General features: G+C 67.8%; 15 protein-coding genes and 1 riboswitch. Of the genes, 3 read left to right on the forward strand and 12 right to left on the reverse strand.

Annotated features, from left to right (window positions below; genetic code table 11):
• Positions 1 to 2: 2 nt before the first annotated feature.
• The 8 genes from VGV58_RS14940 to VGV58_RS14975 form a co-directional block, all read right to left on the reverse strand.
• Entirely contained in the window at positions 3 to 1,163 is a 1,161-nt protein-coding gene (locus VGV58_RS14940; RefSeq protein ID WP_326874792.1) for an efflux RND transporter periplasmic adaptor subunit, read from the reverse strand.
• 202 nt (positions 1,164 to 1,365) lie between these two features.
• The gene (locus VGV58_RS14945; RefSeq protein ID WP_326874793.1) at positions 1,366 to 2,973 is read right to left on the reverse strand and encodes an FMN-binding glutamate synthase family protein; all 1,608 of its coding nucleotides are present in this window, start codon (positions 2,971 to 2,973) and stop codon (positions 1,366 to 1,368) included.
• 88 nt (positions 2,974 to 3,061) lie between these two features.
• Positions 3,062 to 4,069, reverse strand: a complete 1,008-nt coding sequence (locus VGV58_RS14950) for a DUF6925 family protein (RefSeq protein ID WP_326874794.1) — start codon at positions 4,067 to 4,069, stop codon at positions 3,062 to 3,064.
• Entirely contained in the window at positions 4,066 to 4,857 is a 792-nt protein-coding gene (locus VGV58_RS14955) for an ABC transporter ATP-binding protein (RefSeq protein ID WP_326874795.1), read from the reverse strand. The genes VGV58_RS14950 and VGV58_RS14955 overlap by 4 nt, the downstream gene beginning before the upstream one ends.
• A complete protein-coding gene (locus tag VGV58_RS14960) occupies positions 4,857 to 5,882 on the reverse strand; it encodes a FecCD family ABC transporter permease (protein WP_326874796.1) in 1,026 nt (341 codons plus the stop codon). Before VGV58_RS14960 ends, VGV58_RS14955 begins: the two co-directional genes overlap by 1 nt.
• On the reverse strand, positions 5,879 to 6,736 hold the full coding sequence (locus VGV58_RS14965) for an ABC transporter substrate-binding protein (protein ID WP_326874797.1): 858 nt from the start codon (positions 6,734 to 6,736) through the stop codon (positions 5,879 to 5,881). The genes VGV58_RS14960 and VGV58_RS14965 overlap by 4 nt, the downstream gene beginning before the upstream one ends.
• The gene (locus VGV58_RS14970; RefSeq protein ID WP_326874798.1) at positions 6,736 to 8,679 is read right to left on the reverse strand and encodes a TonB-dependent receptor plug domain-containing protein; all 1,944 of its coding nucleotides are present in this window, start codon (positions 8,677 to 8,679) and stop codon (positions 6,736 to 6,738) included. Before VGV58_RS14970 ends, VGV58_RS14965 begins: the two co-directional genes overlap by 1 nt.
• A gap of 120 nt (positions 8,680 to 8,799) precedes the next feature.
• Positions 8,800 to 8,997, reverse strand: a riboswitch (cobalamin riboswitch).
• Between the two features lie 48 nt (positions 8,998 to 9,045).
• Positions 9,046 to 9,801 (reverse strand): GntR family transcriptional regulator, encoded by a 756-nt coding sequence (locus tag VGV58_RS14975; RefSeq protein WP_326874799.1) that lies wholly within the window; start codon positions 9,799 to 9,801, stop codon positions 9,046 to 9,048.
• A 139-nt stretch (positions 9,802 to 9,940) separates the two neighbouring features.
• Here VGV58_RS14975 and VGV58_RS14980 point away from each other — a divergent pair, with 139 nt between their 5' ends.
• Both VGV58_RS14980 and VGV58_RS14985 read left to right on the forward strand, forming a co-directional pair.
• Positions 9,941 to 12,328, forward strand: coding sequence for an AI-2E family transporter (locus VGV58_RS14980; RefSeq protein WP_326874800.1), 2,388 nt, complete (start codon positions 9,941 to 9,943; stop codon positions 12,326 to 12,328).
• 97 nt (positions 12,329 to 12,425) lie between these two features.
• Positions 12,426 to 13,541, forward strand: coding sequence for a PLP-dependent cysteine synthase family protein (locus VGV58_RS14985; RefSeq protein WP_326874801.1), 1,116 nt, complete (start codon positions 12,426 to 12,428; stop codon positions 13,539 to 13,541).
• Positions 13,542 to 13,544: 3 nt separating this feature from the next.
• Here VGV58_RS14985 and VGV58_RS14990 read toward each other — a convergent pair whose 3' ends face one another.
• The 4 genes from VGV58_RS14990 to VGV58_RS15005 all read right to left on the reverse strand — a co-directional run bounded on the left by VGV58_RS14990 (position 13,545) and on the right by VGV58_RS15005 (position 17,155).
• Positions 13,545 to 14,441: a hypothetical protein gene (locus VGV58_RS14990; protein ID WP_326874802.1), complete on the reverse strand. Its 897-nt coding sequence runs from the start codon at positions 14,439 to 14,441 to the stop codon at positions 13,545 to 13,547.
• A 119-nt stretch (positions 14,442 to 14,560) separates the two neighbouring features.
• The gene (locus VGV58_RS14995; protein WP_326874803.1) at positions 14,561 to 15,136 is read right to left on the reverse strand and encodes an NUDIX hydrolase; all 576 of its coding nucleotides are present in this window, start codon (positions 15,134 to 15,136) and stop codon (positions 14,561 to 14,563) included.
• Positions 15,137 to 15,177: 41 nt separating this feature from the next.
• Positions 15,178 to 16,011 (reverse strand): outer membrane protein, encoded by an 834-nt coding sequence (locus VGV58_RS15000; RefSeq protein WP_326874804.1) that lies wholly within the window; start codon positions 16,009 to 16,011, stop codon positions 15,178 to 15,180.
• Between the two features lie 115 nt (positions 16,012 to 16,126).
• On the reverse strand, positions 16,127 to 17,155 hold the full coding sequence (locus VGV58_RS15005; protein WP_326874805.1) for a DUF3616 domain-containing protein: 1,029 nt from the start codon (positions 17,153 to 17,155) through the stop codon (positions 16,127 to 16,129).
• Positions 17,156 to 17,439: 284 nt separating this feature from the next.
• Between VGV58_RS15005 and VGV58_RS15010 the strand changes: the two genes are divergently transcribed.
• Positions 17,440 to 17,943 (forward strand): hypothetical protein, encoded by a 504-nt coding sequence (locus tag VGV58_RS15010; RefSeq protein ID WP_326874806.1) that lies wholly within the window; start codon positions 17,440 to 17,442, stop codon positions 17,941 to 17,943.
• Positions 17,944 to 18,008 lie beyond the last annotated feature (65 nt).

Genomic DNA, 18,008 nt, shown 5'->3' on the forward strand with positions numbered 1-18,008 from the left:
ATTCAGCTCCGGCCGACCGGCGGGGTCACGGGCGAAGCCAGAACCGGCACGCCCGGCCTCAGATTCTGCAGGCCCTGGATGACGATCTGCTCGTTGCCAACGAGCCCCTGCTCGATGACGACATAGGCGCCGGCCTCGGCCCCGACCTTGACGCGCTTCGCGACGGCCTTGCCGTCCTCGACTGCGAAGACATAGCCGCCCTGCTGGTCGGCGATCAGCGCCGATTGGGGCACCAGCACCTTTTCTTCGCTCTGAGGTGCCTGCACGCCGACACGCACCAGCGTGCCGTCGAGGAGCTTGCCGGTCGGGTTGGACAGGGTGGCGCGCACCAGCACGGTGTCGGTGGCGCGCTCGACGGAGACGTCGACGAAGTCGACGCGGCCCTTCTGGTCATAGGTCGAGCCATCCGAGAATTTCAGGCTGACGAGCGGGGCCTGGCCGTCGGCGGGCAGCCGGTTCGTCTTCAGCGCCAGGAATTCGCGCTGGCTGACCGGGAAGGTGACATACATCGGGTCGTCGCTGACGATCTGGGCGAGCACGCCGCTGTCGGGGCCGACGACATTGCCCTTGGTCACCTTGGTGCGGCCGATGCGGCCGGCGATCGGCGCCTTGATCTCGGTGTAGCCGAGATTGATCTGGGCGGTCTTCAGATTGGCGGCGGCGGTGGTCTCGTCGCCCTGCGCGCCCTTCTCCTCGGCGACACGCTGGTCGCGGATGGCGACCGAGCCGGCATTGGTCTTCAGCAGGTCTTCGGCGCGCTGGCGCTGCACGGTGGCGTTCTGAAGGGCGCCCTGGGCCTTCTCGAGCACGCCTTGCGCCTGCTCGACCGCCGCTTCGAACGGCGCGCGCTCGATGCGGAAGAGTGGCGTGCCCTCGGTGACGGTCGCGCCGTCCTTGAACAGCACGTCCTCGAGATAGCCAGTGACGCGGGCGCGGACGTCGACACGGTTGACGGCCTCGATGCGCCCGACGAAGTCGGCGGTCTGGGTGATGGCGCGCTTCTCGGCCATCACGGTACCGACGGGGACGGCGGTAGGCGCCGGCTGCTGGGCGAGGGCATTCGTTCCGAGCCCGAGCGCGACGCATGTCATAAGCGCTGCGGGAGACAGGCGCGAGGCTGCCGGGATCCGCTTGACCTGCGCCATCCAAGACCGCTCAGACATCCGATACTCCCATCGCCATCTCGCTTCGCCTGATCGACGGGCCGCAGCGAGCTATCCAAATCACGTGCCGATACTCGGCATTTTCTTGAGGGAAAGCTACGGCCTTGTGACTCGCAGCATATGACGGCTTCGCATGGAGCCCCGATTTCCTTTCAAAAGGTGAATCGCGCCCGCCTTACCCTTGGCCGTGGAGTAACCTCGTTTACGTCATCCTGTCGAAGCTGTCGGTGCGGGCAAGATCCCAGTTGCGGCGATAGAAGGCGTGTTCGCAGAGCCCGGTCAGCAATTCGCCGGGCTGCAGGAAGACGTGCAGGTCGGAGAACAGGCGGATCTCGGTGGCGCTGACGCGGCGTACGAGATGGTGCGGGCCGAGCTCCTCGGGATGGGTCAGGCCGGCGGCGGCGAGCATGTCGGCCAGCGCATGCAGCGTGTTGGCGTGGAAGCGATGGACGCGCTGCGCCTTGTCCGGCACGACCAGCGCCCGCTGGCGCACCGCATCCTGTGTCGCGACGCCGGTCGGGCAGCGGTTGGTGTTGCAGGACAAGGATTGGACGCAGCCCAAAGCGAACATGAAGCCGCGGGCTGCATTGGCCCAGTCGGCGCCGATCGCGAGGACGCTGGCGATGTCGAAGGCGCTGACGATGCGTCCGGCGGCACCGATCTTGACCTTGTCGCGCAGGCCCGCGCCGACCAGCACGTTGTGGACGAAGAGCAGGCCCTCGCGCATCGGCAGGCCGATATGGTCGCTGAACTCGACCGGAGCTGCGCCGGTGCCGCCCTCGGCGCCGTCGACGACGATGAAGTCGGGCACGACGCCGCTCTCCAGCATCGCCTTGACCATCCCCATGAGCTCCCAGGGGTGGCCGAGGCAGAGCTTGAAGCCGACAGGCTTGCCGCCCGAGAGTTCGCGCAGTTGCGCGATGAAGGCCATCATCTCCAACGGTGTCGAGAAGGCGCTATGGCTTGGGGGCGAGATGCAGTCCTGCCCGACCGGAACGCCGCGGGTCGCGGCGATCTCGGGCGTCACCTTCGGCGCCGGCAGGATGCCGCCATGGCCGGGCTTGGCGCCCTGGCTCAGCTTGATCTCGATCATCTTGACCTGGGGCGCGACCGCCTGCTCGGCGAAGCGCCCGGGATCGAAGCGGCCCTTGTCGTCGCGGCAGCCGAAATAGCCGCTGCCGAGCTCCCAGATGATGTCGCCGCCGCCCTCGCGGTGATAGGGGCTGATGCTGCCCTCGCCGGTATCGTGGCTGAAGCGGCCGAGGCGCGCGCCGGTGTTCAGCGCCCGGATCGCATTGGCCGAGAGCGAGCCGAAGCTCATCGCCGAGATGTTGAAGACGGAAGCCGAATAGGGCTGCCGGCACTGGTCGTTGCCGACGGTGATGCGGAAGCTCTCGGGATCGGAGACCGGCGCCGGCCGGGTCGAATGGCCGATGAATTCGTAGCCCTCGCGATAGACGTCGAGCAGCGTGCCGAACGGGTGATCGCCGGCGAGGTTCTTGGCGCGGCGATAGACTAAAGAGCGCTGCGAACGCGAGAACGGCGCCGCCTCCTCGTCCGCCTCGAACAGGTATTGCCTCAGTTCGGGCCGGACCAGCTCGGCGAACCAGCGGATATGGCCGATCACCGGGTAGTTGCGCCGGATCGCGTGCTCGGTCTGGGCGAGGTCCCAGAGGCCGAGCAAGGCCAATGCCGTCGCCAGCAGGCCCGGCAGCCAGAACCAGCTGTAACGGAAGGCCAGCGGAACCGTGACGAGTGCGACCAGAATGCAGACGATCAGCGTGGTGAAACGGCTCAGTCGCAACGTCATATCCGACACCTGTCCGAACGAGGTCCTTTCCTTCTAGCTTCGACAGATTCGAAAGACGATCAACCAGATGAGCGGAGGGCCTTGCCGGCTAGGCATGGCCATAGGCGTCGGCTCCGTCCTCGCTTGCTGGCTCCTGTTTGTCGAAAGCCTCGAGCCAGCGGGACAGTCCCGGCAGCGGCGAGCCGGCCCGCAATTGCCGCAGTGCGACACGCAAGGTGTGGCGCGCGAATTTGTTTGCCGGCTCGCGGAAGCCTGCGGGATCGGAGCCGGAGCGGATTGCTTCGAGGAGTTTTTGCTTCAACGCCGTGAGCTCCGGGTCGCCGGTGGCGGCAAGCAGCGCCTGGAAACGCTCATGCGCCGCGCCGTCCCAGGGCCGCGGCCGGGCCATCGCATCCTTCAGCGGGTGGGCGGGCACGAGATGGGCGAATGGCACCCAGCCGTTCGGGACCGGCTCGGTCGCCGCATGGGTGCGGCCGTTGCGCAGCAGTTGCGGCAGGACATGGGTGTGCGGCCCTTCCGGGCTCCTGCCGTCGGCCGGCGGGATCGGCTGATAGACCTCGCAGCGGCCGGCACGGCTAATGAAGACGCGATGCGGGCCCTTGGTGACGATCGCCCCCATCGCCGGATTGCCCGGCTCGAACAGGCTCTTGCCGGCAACGGAGCGCAGGGTCGCAATCAGTTCGGGATCTTCGGTGCGGATGCAGATGTCGACCTGCAGCGTGCCGAGGCCCATGTCGAACAGGATGCCGGCGCGATCCTGCGGCCGTAGCGCCGCTTCATCGGGCCCTAGCTCGGTGAGGACGCTGCGCCGGTTCATCGCGCAGGCCGCTTCCGGCAGGCAGAGCGCGATGCGATGGCTCCAGCCCGAGCCGACTGCGGTTTCCGAGGCGAAGAGCCTGACCTGCGAGAGATCATTGAAGCCGATGCCGCCGCGATCGGTGACGGCGAGGAGGCGGTCCGGGCCGTCGCTCAGATCGACCGGCTCGCCGGGATCGCGCAGGAATTCGGCGATCGCGCCGAATGTGCCGAGATTCCACTGCGTCGTTGCGGTCGCCAGTTCCTGGCGGATCAGGCTGGTCACATCATCTGCCGTCATCGGCGGGGTTCTCCAGTATCCAGGGCCTGCCAGGGCAGGATGAATTGTTCGCCGTCGCGATCGCCGCGCGCGACTGCGATGCCGAAGGCGCGGGCGAGATTGCCGTCGTCGAGCACGGCAGCCGGGGGGCCGTCCGCAAGGATCCGTCCGCCATCGAGCAGCACGAGCCGGTCGCAGAAGCGTCCGGCCAGCGCGAGATCGTGCAGCACGACGACGACGCCGGTTCCGCCTGCAGCGATGCGTCTGAACAGCGCCATCGCCTCGAGCTGATGGCGCGGATCGAGTCCGACCAATGGCTCATCGGCGAGCAGCATCTCCGCTTCGACCGCGAGTGCCCGTGCGAGCAACACGCGCATGCGCTCGCCGCCGGAGAGGCTACCCAGGCTGCGTTCACGGAAAGCGCTGGCATCGGTGGCGGCGAAGGCGTTGGCGATCGCGGCGCGATCAGCCTCGGTCAGGTCGGCGAAGGCGCGCCGATGCGGCAAGCGCCCGAGCGCAACCACGGCTTCCGCCCGCATCTGCCATTGCACGCTGCCACCTTGAGCGAGGAAGGCGAGACGCTGTGCCAGTGTCCTGCGTCCCAGCGCTCTTGCGGGCGTGCCATCATAGAGCACCGTGCCTGCTGCGGGCGGTAGCAGGTCGGTGAGGATGCGCAGCAGGGTGGTCTTGCCGGCGCCATTGGCGCCGATCAGGCCGACGAGTTCGCCGGGGCGCAAGGCAAGGTCGATCCCGGTCAGGATCGGCTTGCCGTCGAAGGCGATCGCGATGCCGTTCGCTTCGATACGCATCACGCCTCCCGCCGCAGGCGCTGGATCAGGCTGAACAGGAAGGGCGCGCCGATCAGGGCGGTGACGACGCCGAGCTTGAGCTCGGGCCGGATCGGCATCAGCCGCAGCGCGGTGTCGGCGGCGAGCAGCAGGATCGCGCCGCCGAAGCCGCTGACCAGCAGCAGCCGGCCGGGCTTGTGGCCGACCAGCGGGCGCAGGAGATGCGGCACGACGAGGCCGACGAAGCCGATTGCGCCGGTGACCGCGACGGCGCTGCCGACGGCGAGCGCCGCCCCGCCGATCAGTCGCATCCGCAGCCAGGTCAGGTCGAAGCCGAGGCTGCGCGCCGTGTCCTCGCCGAGGGTCAGGCCATCCAGCGCCGGTGCGCAGGAGAGCAGCAGGGCCCAGCCGACCAGCATCAGCGGCAGCACCAGCCAGACATGGATCAGGCTGCGGTCGGCGAGCGAGCCCATCAGCCAGAACACGATCTCCAGCGCGGCATAGGGGTTGGGCGCGAGGTTGAGGGCGAGCGAGGTCATCGCCCCGGCGAAGCTGTTGATCGCGACGCCGGCGAGGATCAGCGTCATCGTGCCGGCGCCGCGGCCGTTGAGGGCGAAGAGCAAGAGGACTGCGAGCAGCGCCCCGGCGATGCCGCCGAGCGGCAAGGCGAGCGCGAAGGCGCCGGCGAAACCGGAATAGAACATGGTGACGGCGCCGAAGGCGGCGGCGCTGGAGATGCCGACGATGCCGGGCTCGGCCAGCGGGTTGCGCAGCAGCCCCTGCATCGCCGCGCCTGCCAGCCCGAGGCTGAAGCCGACGAGCGCGCCGAGGATGGCGCGCGGCAGGCGCAGTTCGACGAGCACGAGCGCCGGCAGGCTCTGCCGCCCGGCGAGCCAGTCGCCGAGTGCGGCGAAAAGGTCGAGCCGGGCGTAGCCGACGGCGAGCGAGAGCACGGCCATGGCGAGCGTCGCGGCGGCCAGCAAAGCGACGAGCCGCCAATAGGATAGCCGATCGGACAGGGAGGAGGGCAGGGCTGCGCTGCTCATGGGCGTTTTCCGGCTGATGTCGGCGCAGCAGCGTCGAGCAGCAATTCGATCGCGTCGATCACCGCCGGGCCGGCGCAGGTCCAGAGCTTCGAGGGCAGGGCGACGAGCTTCAGCCGGTCGCCGAGCCGGGCGAGCACCGGGTGATGCAGGATCTCGTGCGCGAGCGAGGGCGGCCCGTCCGGGGTGGTGTTGAGGATCAGGATATCGGCCTTGCCGAGCGCGACAGTCTCGAGTGCGATCTGGCCGTAATTGTCGATACCGAGCTTGGCAGCGAGGTTGGCCAGCCCCGCCGCCGTCAGGATCTCGTCGACGAGCGAGCCGCGCCCGGTGGTGAAGCCGTTCGGGCGCAGCACGATGGCGCGCGGCTGGGCCGGGCGAGGGCGGGCCGCTAGCGCCGCGAGCCGGGCGTCGATACCGGCGATCAGTTCTTCGCCATTCTGCTGCTCGCCGAGGAGGTTCGCCATGTCGCGGATTTGCTGGCGCATCTCGGCAAGGTTCCCCGGGACGCCGAACTCGCGGACCGCCACGCCGACGCGCTTCAGCAGCGCGACGGTCGCGCGCGTCGTATAGGCGCCGGCGATGACGAGATCGGGCTTGTGGGCCAGTACCTCCTCGACCAGTCCGTGATTGGCCGGGATCGTCAGGGCGCGCGCGGCCATGTTGGCGTTGCGCGGATCCTGCGACAGCCAGGTCACCGAGGCGATGTGCTTGGGGGATGCGAGCCGCAGCACCAGCTCGTCAGTGCACATGTTGAGCGAGACGATGCGCTGTGGCTTCGCCGACACATCGTCCGCGAGGACGAGGCCGCCGGCCATCGCCAGCCAGAGGCCGAGCGCGAGGGCGGCCCGTCGCATCACATGCTCACCCGGATGCCGCCGAAGGCGCTGAGGCCCGGCACCAGGAAGCCGACCGGATTCTCGTAGCGCTTGTCGAACAGGTTATCGACGCGGCCGAACACGGTGAGCTTGTCGTCGACCTTGTAGTCGGCGGCGAGGTTGACGATGGCGGCGCCGGGCGCGCGCATCCGCGAGATCGAGAAGTCGCGGTTCCCGTCCATGCGCTCGCCGACATAGATCAGCGTCGCCGAGAGCGTCAGCTTCTCGATCGGCATCCAGCTCGCGGTGACACTCGCCTTGTGGCGCGGCCGGCGCAGCAGCTCCTGATGCGCGGTCTCGTCCTTGGCGAGGGTGAAGGTGTAGTCGGCGCGGATCCTGAACTGCGGCGTCAGCTCCAGTGCGGCGAAGGCCTCGACGCCCTTGGTCGTGGCGCGGCCGATGTTCGTATAGGAGGTCCGCGCGGCGTTGGTCAGGATCAGGTTGTCGATGTCGTTGTGGAAGTATGTCGCGCCGACATTGATCCGCCCGTTCAGTAGCGGCTGTTCGAAACCGGCGTCCCAGCCACGGCTCTCCTCCGGCTTGAGATTCGGATTGCCGTAGAAGTTGAAGGCCGGGCGGGAATCGCTGAAGCGCTCGCTCAGCGTCGGCGCCTTGAAGCCGGTGCCGTAGCTCGCTTTCAGCTTGGTGTCGGTGCCTGGCACGATGAAGACCGGTGCGATCCGATAGGTAGTATGGCCGCCGAACTTGTCGTCGCTGTCATAGCGGATATTGGCGACGGTGAAGAAGCGGTCGGTCCAGTTCGACTGTAATTCGACGAAGGCGCCCTTGTTGCCGTTCGAGACGGTCTTGTTGGGCGTGTCGAAGCGCTCGTTCTCATATTGCAGACCCATTACCAGTGTCTGGCTCTGGGTGAGCTTCAGGTCGCCGCGCCAGTCGTATTTGATGCGCTCGCCGAGGTTCTCGGTCGGCAGGCCGAGGATGCCTGCGGCGTTCGGCCGGCGGTCCGAGCGGTCCTGGTTGCTGTAGGAGACGCCGAAGCGGTTGACGAACTGGCCGCCCAGCGGGTCCCAGACGACCTCGCCGCGGGTGAAGGCCTGGCGATAGTTCTGGCTGTTTCGGAAGCTGTTCGGCAGGCTCGGGAAGCCGGAATCGTTGGTGAAGAGCAATTGCCCGTCGATATAACGGCCGACCCAGTTGACGCTCAGCGTGTCGGTCAGGCGAGCGCCGAGGCGGGCGGAATAGCTCCAGTTGTCATAGGAATTCGGGTTGCGCCGGCGGCCGGCGGGAACCAGGTTCGGCGGCGTCACCGGCGTCGAATCCGCACGGAAATGGCTGACATTGAAGGCGTAGTCGAAGCGATCATTGCCGCCGCTCAGCCCGACGCTCTGGTTGAAGGTGCCGTAGGAGCCGGCCTCGACCGATCCTGTCACCTTGGGCGGACCCTCGCCGCGCTTGCTGGTGATCGAGATGACGCCGCCCAGCGCATTGGCGCCGTAAAGGCCGCTCTGCGGGCCACGCAGCACCTCGATCCGCTCGATGTCGGTGGTCAGCATCTGGCCGAAATCGAAGGAGCGGTTCGGCGTCGAGGGATCGTTCACCTCGATGCCGTCGATCAGCACCTTGACGTGGTTCGAGTTGGTGCCGCGCATGAACACCGAGGTCAGCCCGCCCGGACCACCGGTCTGGACGATGTTGAGGCCGGGCACGGCGGCGAGCGCCTGCGGCAGGGTGCGGCGCTGCTGGCGCTCGATCTCCTGAGCGGTCACGACGGTGACGGCGCTGGCGATCTCCCGGGCCGGGGTCGGCACGCCGGTCGGGCTGATGACGATCTCGTCGAGCGCGATCGGCTTCTCGCCCGACTGCGCCAGTGCAGAGGGCGATATCAGCAGGGTCGAAGCGGCAAGCAAAGAGAGGGCAAGGGGCGAACGCCCGCTCCTGGCGGGGCTTGGCAAGCGGATCACGGGAAACCTCGGCGGTAACGTCAGTGGCACGTCACCGCGAACGAGATGTCCCCACCCGCTCCCGGAACCGGGTGCGCGCAGTTCTACCACCCATCAGCGCACCCCGGCCGATGTGTTCGCGTGTGACCACGGCTGACGGCAGGTCTCCTGGCTCGCGGGTCGCTGCCCTTCGCCGCCTTCCCAGGGCCGAGGTCCCAGTGGCGTATGGCGAAAGGCTCGCCGCTTACAGTTGCGGGGGCAGCCGCAGCATGAGATGGCCAGGCCATCCGCACTGCGTTCCCTTTTGATCCCGTGAGGGAACCGTCGCGTTCACGAGTAGGGCGGAAATGCGGCGGGGTCAATGCGCCCGCCGGCCCTCGTGCGAGGCTATTCGGCGGCCTTGAGCGACCGCTTGCGTGCGGTCTTCGCAGCCGGTTCCGGCGCCTGCGCATAGGGTGCGAGGATCGCCATGATATCGCGCCCGCGCGGCTTGGCCTCCGCCACCAGCGCGCGTTCCGCCACCGAGTCGAGATGGTGGTGCATCAGGCTCGTGACTTTTCCAGTGTCGCCGCTTGCGAGCGCATCGATCAGCAGGCGGTGCTCGTTGATGCCGCATTCCGAGGAATGCGGCCGGCTGTAGAGCGACAGGATCAGGCAGCAGCGATAGGCGAGTTCGCCGACATAGCGGACGAGGATCGGGCTCTCCGTCATCTCGGCGAGCAGGATGTGGAATTCGGTGGCGAGCCGGATCGAGATCGCATCGGGGCCGCCGCGCGCCGCGTCCTCGGCATCGACATGGGTGCGCAGGGTCGCAAGCTGCGCCTTGCTCAGCCGCCCCGCGAGCTGGCGCACGACCAGGCGTTCCAGCTCGATACGGATGTCGAAGGTGTCGCGCGCCTCCTGCCAGCTCGGCGTCGCCACCACGGCAGTGCGGTTGCGGCGCAGCTCGACCAGCCCTTCGGCGGCGAGCTGGGCGAGCGCATGGCGCGCGAGGGTGCGGCTGACGCCGAAGCGTTCGCCGAGCGCGTCTTCCGGCAAGGTCGCACCGGGTTCGAGCGCGCGCTCGATGATCGCACGGCGCAGCGCCCGGCAGATCATCCCGGCCTTGTCCGATGCGCCGTTTCCGGCTTCTTCCCGCGTCATCGCCGACACCAATGGTTGAAGATCGTTTCGTCTTACCGCTTGGAGCTTGCGGTTCGCAATGCGGCGTGGGGCGCAGGCGGAACCGGGCGGTCCGTCTCACGTTCTTAAGGCGACCCAATAGGGGCCGGGGGGCTTCGCCATGACAACGACACCGGCTCCGAGCCGAAGAGCAGCCCAGCCGGAGGCAGGCGGCATCGGCGCGGGCGATCTCGGGGGCGCCGACATCGTCAGGGTGGCGGCGGCGCTCGTTTCGGCGGCAGTGATCATCGCGGCGCTCTACTATGGCCAGGACATCCTGATCCCGCTCGCCTTCGCCTTCCTGATCGGCTTCGCGCTCAATCCCCCGGTGGTGTGGCTGCGCCGGCGCGGGCTGCCCAAGGTGATCGCGATCGCGGCGGTGATGACCATCGTACTCGTCCTGCTCGCCAGCCTCTTCCTCGTGCTGGGAACACAGCTCCGTTCGCTCGGCGAACAACTGCCGACCTATCAATTGACCATCCACGGCAAGCTCGACGATCTCAAGGCGCAGTTCAAGGCGCCCGGAATGCTCGACAGCGCGTTGAACGCGATCGCCTCGCTTCAGAAGGAGGTGGAGGCGGTGCAGGGCACGCAGGCGCAGCGGGTCGAGGTCGTGGCTGCGCCGGGCACCCAGCTGCAGGTCGCGCTGGTCTGGCTCGGCCGTGTGCTCGAACCGCTGGCGACGGCCGGCATCGTTCTCGTCTTCGTGGTGCTGGCGCTGCTCGACCGGACCGACCTGCGCGACCGGCTGCTGCGCATCCTCGGCGGCAACCTGCACCGCTCGACCGATGCGATCGAGGATGCCGGCCGGCGGATCAGCCGCTACCTCCTGATGCAGCTCGTGGTGAACACCAGCTTCGCCATTCCGCTGGCGCTCGGCCTGTGGCTGATCGGCGTGCCGGGCGCACTGCTCTGGGGCGTCGTCGCGGCAGTCCTGCGCTTCGTGCCCTATCTCGGCGCGCTGATTTCCGCTGTCTTCCCCTTGGCGCTGGCCTTCGCGGTCGACCCCGGCTGGCACATGCTGCTGTGGACGCTCGCGCTGATCGCGGGGCTCGAGCTCGTCAGCAACAATATCGTCGAGCCGATGCTCTACGGCACCAGCACCGGGCTCTCGGCGATCTCGCTGATCGCCGCCGCGACCTTCTGGACCGCGCTCTGGGGCCCGGTCGGCCTGATCCTGTCGACGCCGCTGACGGTTTGCCTGCTGGTGCTCGGCAAGACGCTGCCGCAATTGCAGTTCCTCGACACCCTGCTCGGCTCGGTGCCGGTGCTCAGCCCGGCCGAGCGCATCTACCAGCGCCTGCTCGCCGGCGATGCCGACGAAGCCATCGAGATCGCGGAGGGCGAGATCGAGACGCTTTCGGTGGTGCCCTTCTATGACAGCGTCGGCATTGCGGTGCTGCGCCTCGCCAGCGACGATTACGGCCGTCAGGCGACCGCGGCGCATCGGCTGCGCGTCGCCGAGGGAATGGAGGCGCTGCTCGAGGAGTTGCGCGAGGAGCACCCGGCCGTGGCGGTAGCCCGTTCGGCCCCGAAGGTGGTCTGCATCGGCGGCAAATGGGAGATCGATGCGATCGCCGCGCAGATGCTGGCCCATGCGCTCGATCTCGAAGGCATTCCAGCGCAGGCGCGCAGGATCGCCCATGTCACGACGGGCTCGGTCGCCAGGCTCGATCTCGACGGAGTGCCGCTCGTCTGTCTCAACTATTTCAGCGGCGAGCCCGACAGCGCCGCCCGGCAGTTCTGTCGGCGGCTGCGACAGCGCTGGCCGGAGCTGAAGATCGTCGTGGTGCTCTGGACGGTGTCGCCCGAGAAGCTGGCGAGCGAGGCCGGCAAGGATATCGGAGCCGACGAGATCGCGGCCTCGATCGAGGAAGCGGTCGGCCGGGTCCGGCGCCTTTTGCCTGAGATGGCGGGCGCGCCGGCGGGAGCGGAGACGCCGGCCAACGATGCCGAGCGCGTGGCGGCACTCCATGGCACGGGCTTTCTCGACGAGGCGCTGCGCGATGATCTCGATGCGATCGCCAAGCGCGCGGCTGATGCCTTCGACGTCGACGTCGCGATGATCTCGGCGATCGACGCCGAGCAGGAGATCGTCATCGGTGGCAGCAAGGACTTGTCCGGCTTTGGCCGGGACGAGGCCGGCCGCCCAACCCTGCCGCGCCGGGCGGCAATCTGCGACCATGTCGTGGCCGGCGGCGAGACGCTGGTCGTCGCCGATACCGAGCGCGATGCGCGCTTCACCGATAACCCTGTCGCCAAGAGCTGGGGTCTGCGCTTCTATGCCGGCGCGCCGCTGCGCTCCTCCGACGGCTTCGTCCTGGGAGCGCTCTGTATTCTTGATGCAGAAGCACGCAGCCTCGACCAGCGCGAGCGCGATCTGTTGGAGAAGCTCGCGGCCGATGCCGTCGAGACGATCAACCGGGCCGGCGCGGGCAGCCGGCGACAGCAGCCGGCCGCAGCAGAATCCGAGGCGAGTGCGACCGTCGGCCAGCCGGTGCCGGAGTAGGATGGGATGGCCAGCCGTCGCAAGGACGGTTCGACGCTGGCCCCGGAAGCGGGCTTGCGCATAATGGCCTATCTCCCCTTGCGCACAGGCCCTTCCTATGGATGCCGAGCTTTCCCCTTCTGTCCGGAAACCCTGCTCGCGTGACTGGACCGACCGCGCCATCGCCGCGCTCGAAGCCGACCAGCATCGTTCGGCCGACACCCACCTCTTCAAGCTCGACAGCCCGGCTCTTGCGGGCATCGACATCTATCTCAAGGATGAATCGACCCATCCGACGGGGAGCCTGAAGCATCGGCTGGCGCGCTCGCTCTTCCTCTATGCGCTGTGCAATGGCCATATCCGGCAGGATACGCCGGTGATCGAAGCCTCATCCGGCTCGACGGCGGTGTCGGAAGCCTATTTCGCCCGGATGATCGGCGTGCCCTTCTATGCGGTGATGCCGCGCTCGACCTCGGCCGAGAAGGTCGCCGCGATCGAGCATCACGGTGGCACCTGCCATTTCATCGACGACGGCCGCACGCTCTACGCCGAGGCCGAGGCGCTCGCCCGCAAGGTCGGCGGCCACTACATGGATCAGTTCACCTTCGCCGAACGGGCGACGGACTGGCGCGGCAACAATAACATCGCGGAATCGATCTTCCAGCAGATGGGCAAGGAGCCTCATCCGGTGCCGGCCTGGATGGTGATGAGCGCCGGCACGGGCGGCACCTCGGCGACGCTCGGGCGCTATCTGCGCTACAAGCGCCATGCCACCCGGCTCTGCGTCGCCGATGTCGAGCACTCCGCCTTCTTCGACGGCTACCGCACCGCCGATGCCGATTGCCGCTGCGAGCGGCCGTCGCTGATCGAGGGGATCGGGCGGCCGCGGGTCGAGCCCTCCTTCGTCCGCGGCGTGATCGACGGGATGGTGCGAGTGCCGGATGCGGCCTCGATTGCGGCGATGAACGTGCTCTCGCGCCGGCTTGGCCGCCGCGTCGGCGGCTCGACCGGGACCAATTTCTTCGCTTTGTGCTGGCTCGCCGATGCGATGCGCGCAAAGGGCGAGCAGGGCTCGCTGGTCACGCTGATCTGCGATTCCGGCGAGCGCTATCTCAGGACCTATTACGACGCCGGCTGGCTGGCCGAACGCGGGCTCGACCCCGTCCCTTACGAGCGCAGGATCGAGGCTGTCCTCGCCGGCGAGCGGCTGGAGTGCCCGCTCGAAGAGGCGTGAGCCTCAGAAGCTGTAGGCTGCCTTCACCTTCAGCAGATGCTGGCTGAAATTGGTGACGTCGAGATCGCCCGGCACACCCTTGGCCTTGCCGGCGATCTGGATGTTGTAGGCGGCCGAGATGGCGAGCTGCTTGTTCGCCTGCCAGAAGATGCCGGGGCCGGCGAAGGTGGCGTAGCCGGCCTCCTTGCCGAAGCCGAGCTCGTTGTTGCGGCGCTGATGGCGCACTTCGCCGCTGAGATAGAGCCCGTCGAGCACTTGCCAGGCGAGCGAGCCGCCGACCGTGAAGGTCGAGGAGCGCAGATAGGGGCTCGGGCCGGTCCAGGTCAGGTCGTGCGAGAGGTTGAGCGCGGCATAGAGCTTGCCGGGAACCAGCGTCTTGTCGGCGAAAATGCGCAGGCCGGTATTGTAGGTGGTGAAGTTGCCGGCGCCGGTCGGGTCGGTGCGGTTGAAGCTGGGGTCGACGATGACGGTGAGGCCGATGCCGTGCAGATCGCGGCCGAGCAGGCGGTACTTCATCTCGACGCCGGCACCGGCGCTGCGGCTGTCGGCCTTGGCGCCGGCGATGGTGGCGTCGGTGTAGCCGCCAAGGAGGTAGGGGCCGACCTCGAAGCAGGGGAAGAGCCCGTAGGAGCCCTGGAGCTGCAGGCCATGCGCCGCCTGGCGGCCATCGCGGACGCCGAAGCCGCCATTATAGGTCAGGCTGGCGCCGAAAGAGCCGGGATCGGCGACGTCCGAGCCGGTGGTGAAGCCGAAAGCATCGGTCGGAATGCCCTCGCTTTCGCTGCAGGCCGAGAGCACCGGCGGCGCGGCCGGGGCGCCCTTTCGTGAAGGCAGGTCGGCGGCGAAGGCAGGCGAGAGCAGGCTCGCGGCGGCGAGAGCGATGGTGACGGGCTTCAGCATGGCTGGTGATCCTGTTGATGCACTCACCCTACGCAAATGCGAATGAGTTGCAACATGGACTCTTTGGTCGCCGCGCTATAGCAGCGTATTGTTGCTGCGGTGCAACAGCCGCTGCCGGTTCAGCCGGGCAGGTCCACGGTGCGCAGCCGTGCGAACGCCACCGGCGCGATCTCTGCCAGAGCCGCGATGGGCTTCCAGGCGGCGGCGTGGACTTCCTCTTCCTGGGCGATCAGCGGCAAGGCCGGATCGGCGATGAAGAGATATTGCAGGTCGTGATGGATATGCGGCGGCTCGCCGCGACGTGGATTGCCCGGCACCTCATGGCTGTCGATGGCGAAAGGCAGATCGCCGCCGCGATGCCAGGGATGCAGGATGGGGCTAGCGACGCCGGTCTCCTCCACCGCCTCGCGCAGGGCCGAGTCATGGAAGCTCGCGGCCGGCTCGTAATGCCCGCCGGGCTGGAGCCAGCGGCCGATCACGACATGGTCGATCAGCAGCACCTGCGTATGATCGGGCGAGAGCACGAAGGCGCTGGTAGTGGCGTGGCCCGGCATGGTCTCGCGCCGGTCGAGGGCATGGCGCTCGCCGATCTGCCAGCGCAGCAAGGCGAGGCGCTCGCGCGGCCCAGCGACCTCAACGAGATAGCGGGAGACCGCGGAATCGAGGCGTTCGAGGAAGGCTGTGAGAATCGTCATCGCGCCGGATGGTCGGCCGCCGCGATGACCAAGTCCAGCGATCAGAAAGTCGAGAACTTCCAGTTCAGGCCGGCACGGACGATGCTGCCCTTGGTGTCGCGGCGGACAGTGGCGCCAAGGAACTCGTCATCGGGATCGGTCGAGACGCCGGCGATCTGATACTTCGCCCGTCCGAGATCGTAGTAGAGGTATTCGGCCTTGACGGTCAGATTGTCGGTGATGGCGTATTCGACGCCGGCGCCGACCGTCCAGCCGAGCCTGGTGCCGCTCTTCGAGCCGCTCCAGAGGCCGGCGAATGGACCATCGTCGTCGACGCCGATCGACGTGATGAAGGAGTTGCTCGCGCTGCGGCCGTAGGCGAGACCGCCGGTGGCATAGAGCAGGGTGCGGTTGAAGGCGTAGCCGGCGCGGGCTCGTACCGTGCCGAGCCAGTCGAGGCGGGAGCGCGTGCCGGTGAAGACGGTGGCGTTGCTGCCGTTGGCATCCTGCAGCGTGATCGAGTGGCCGGCGCTCTGGCGCGCATCGAGATATTGGAGATCGGCCTCGACGCCGAGGACGACCTGGCCGATCTGATAATTGTAGCCGATCTGCCCGCCACCGATGAAACCATCGGCATTGCGGCCGAGACGCTGCGGCACCAAGCCGAGCGCGTTGAACTCGGCAAAGTCGGCAGGGTTGCTGAGAGCGTAGCTGTAATGCGTCTTGCTCTCGTTCCACGAATAGCCGGCATTGGCGCCGACATAGAAGCCCGTCCAGGTGAAGGCCGGTACGATCGGCGGCGCGATAATCGACGTGCGGGAAGGAAGGTCGGCGGCGAAACCAGTGGAACCGGCAAGCAGCCCGACAACGGTAGACGCGATTATCGTCCTCATCATGCCCCAGCCTCGAGAGAAACAGTGCAGCAGTGATGCCCGATATACTGCGGGGTCATTTACGTTCGGTAATCAGATAACCAACAAAGTTACGGTATTTGCGGCCCGCTCTACAGAATCAGCGCAACTTGAGCCGGTATTCCTCGAAACCGCCATTCTTCTCGCTGTCATAGCCGACGAGGACGCGCAATTCGTCACGCTCCTGCGCGAGCACTGTCAGCGCTTCCGCCTTGGCGTCCTCGCGTGGGCGCAACTGGCCGAGCTCGCGGACGGCGGCGGGATCGGCCGGGTCGAGCAGCAGGATCGCATAGGGCACGTCCTGCTCCTGCGCCGGACCGACGAGGACAAGCAGGCGGCCATCGGCGAGCGGGGCGAGATCACGCACGCCGCGCTGCGCTCCGGCCGCGAAGGCGAGGAGCTGCGGCCTGGCCGTCGTCGGCTCGCTGCCCGGCTTGAACAAGTCGGCGACACTCCCGCCGACGAGGAAGGCGCGGCCACCCAGCGAGGGCGCGCGCAGGCCGAGCCAGAGCCGGTCGCCGACCACCGCGAGGCCCTCGATATTGAGCCCGTTGCTCGTTTCGTCGAGCGCCTTGCCGACAAAGGGAGCGACATCGCCGGCGGCGCCGAGCAGATCGGCGACGCGCCAGCTCAATTCGGGCGTGCCGGGCTCGCCATTGCCGGCCGCGATCCGGGCCAGCAGGAAGGAGGAAGGGCGGTATTCGCCGCTGCGCCGCGAGCAGCCGTGCGAGCCGACGACGTAGAAATGGCGATCTGCGAATGCGACGCCCTCGCCGTCGAAATCCTCGAAATCGCCCTGCTTGGGGCAGCCGATCGCCGGCTGGCGTCCGCTTGCGCCAGTGGGGGCGCTGCCCTTGATCAATGGCAGGCTGGGGCCGGGCGTGATCGTGCCCTGCTTCACCGTCGCGAACTGGGCGGCCTTGTTCTCGTCATTGATCAGGAGGCAGCGATAGTCGCCGCCGGCTGGCGGGCGGCAGGCGATGCCGCTGATGTCCTTGGCAGCCTTGCGCTTCTTGCCGGCGAAATCGGAGGTCGCCTCGATCTTGCGCTCCGGCTTCAGCGGCTCGGCGCGAGCGGGGCTGGTGGCGAGAAGGCTGAGCGCGAGAGCAGGCAGGATCGCGAGCCGCATGGTCTTGCTCCGATGAAAGTGGCGAGATAGGCGTCGCAATGCCGGTTGCAAAGGCCGGGCTGCGGATTCTTGCGCCGGGCAAGGACGTATCGTTGCAGGAATGACTGCCCCCTTCGCGGTGGTTCGAGGGACCTCGACCGGGGGCGTCGGGCATCCCTTCGCGCGGCTTGGCAGGCGCAGGCGTTGGCCGTTATCTGGAGACGGGCCGTACAATAGCGGCCAGGCGAAAGCGCTCGAGCCGCAGCCTTGCGGCGGGGCGGTGCTTGAGACCGAGCGAGGCAACGTTGGCGAACGTCGAACCCGGCGGTAGCTCGTTCTTCAGCAGGGCGGCTCGGCCGCTTCTCATCCTGTCGGCCGTGCTGGCGACCTATTTCGGACTGTCTGCGCTGCTGCTGCCGTTCTTCGGGGTGCCGAACCTCTATACGGGGATCGAGCGTTGGATCGTTCCCGCCGCAGGTGCACTCCAGCTCGCGGCCGCCGCGGTGGCCTTCGTGCTTGCCATGCGGCACGAGCTGCGCGGCGCGACTCTCGCCGTGGCCGGGTGCTGGATGCTGGGATGGCTCGAGACGCTGCCGTCCGTCGTCCGCAACGGGCTCGGCGTCGACGCAGAAGCGCGGCTCACATTGGCTTCTTTCGTGGCGTTGCCGGTGATCGCGGTCTCGGCGGCGGCGCTGGCCTGGCGGAATCGCCATCCGATCCTGGCCGCCCTGATCGTGACCGCGCCGACCGCGGCCGGCGTCCTGTTCACCCTTGCCTTTGGGATCATGATCGCGATGTACGGTTTTTGAGCCGCGACGCTGGCGCCATGACCGTCCGCTTCAGTCCGTAGGCGGACCTCCGAAGCAGATTGAAC

Origin of the sequence: Allobosea sp. (assembly GCF_035944895.1) — a bacterium.
In the GTDB taxonomy this organism is placed as follows: Bacteria; Pseudomonadota; Alphaproteobacteria; order Rhizobiales; family Beijerinckiaceae; genus Allobosea.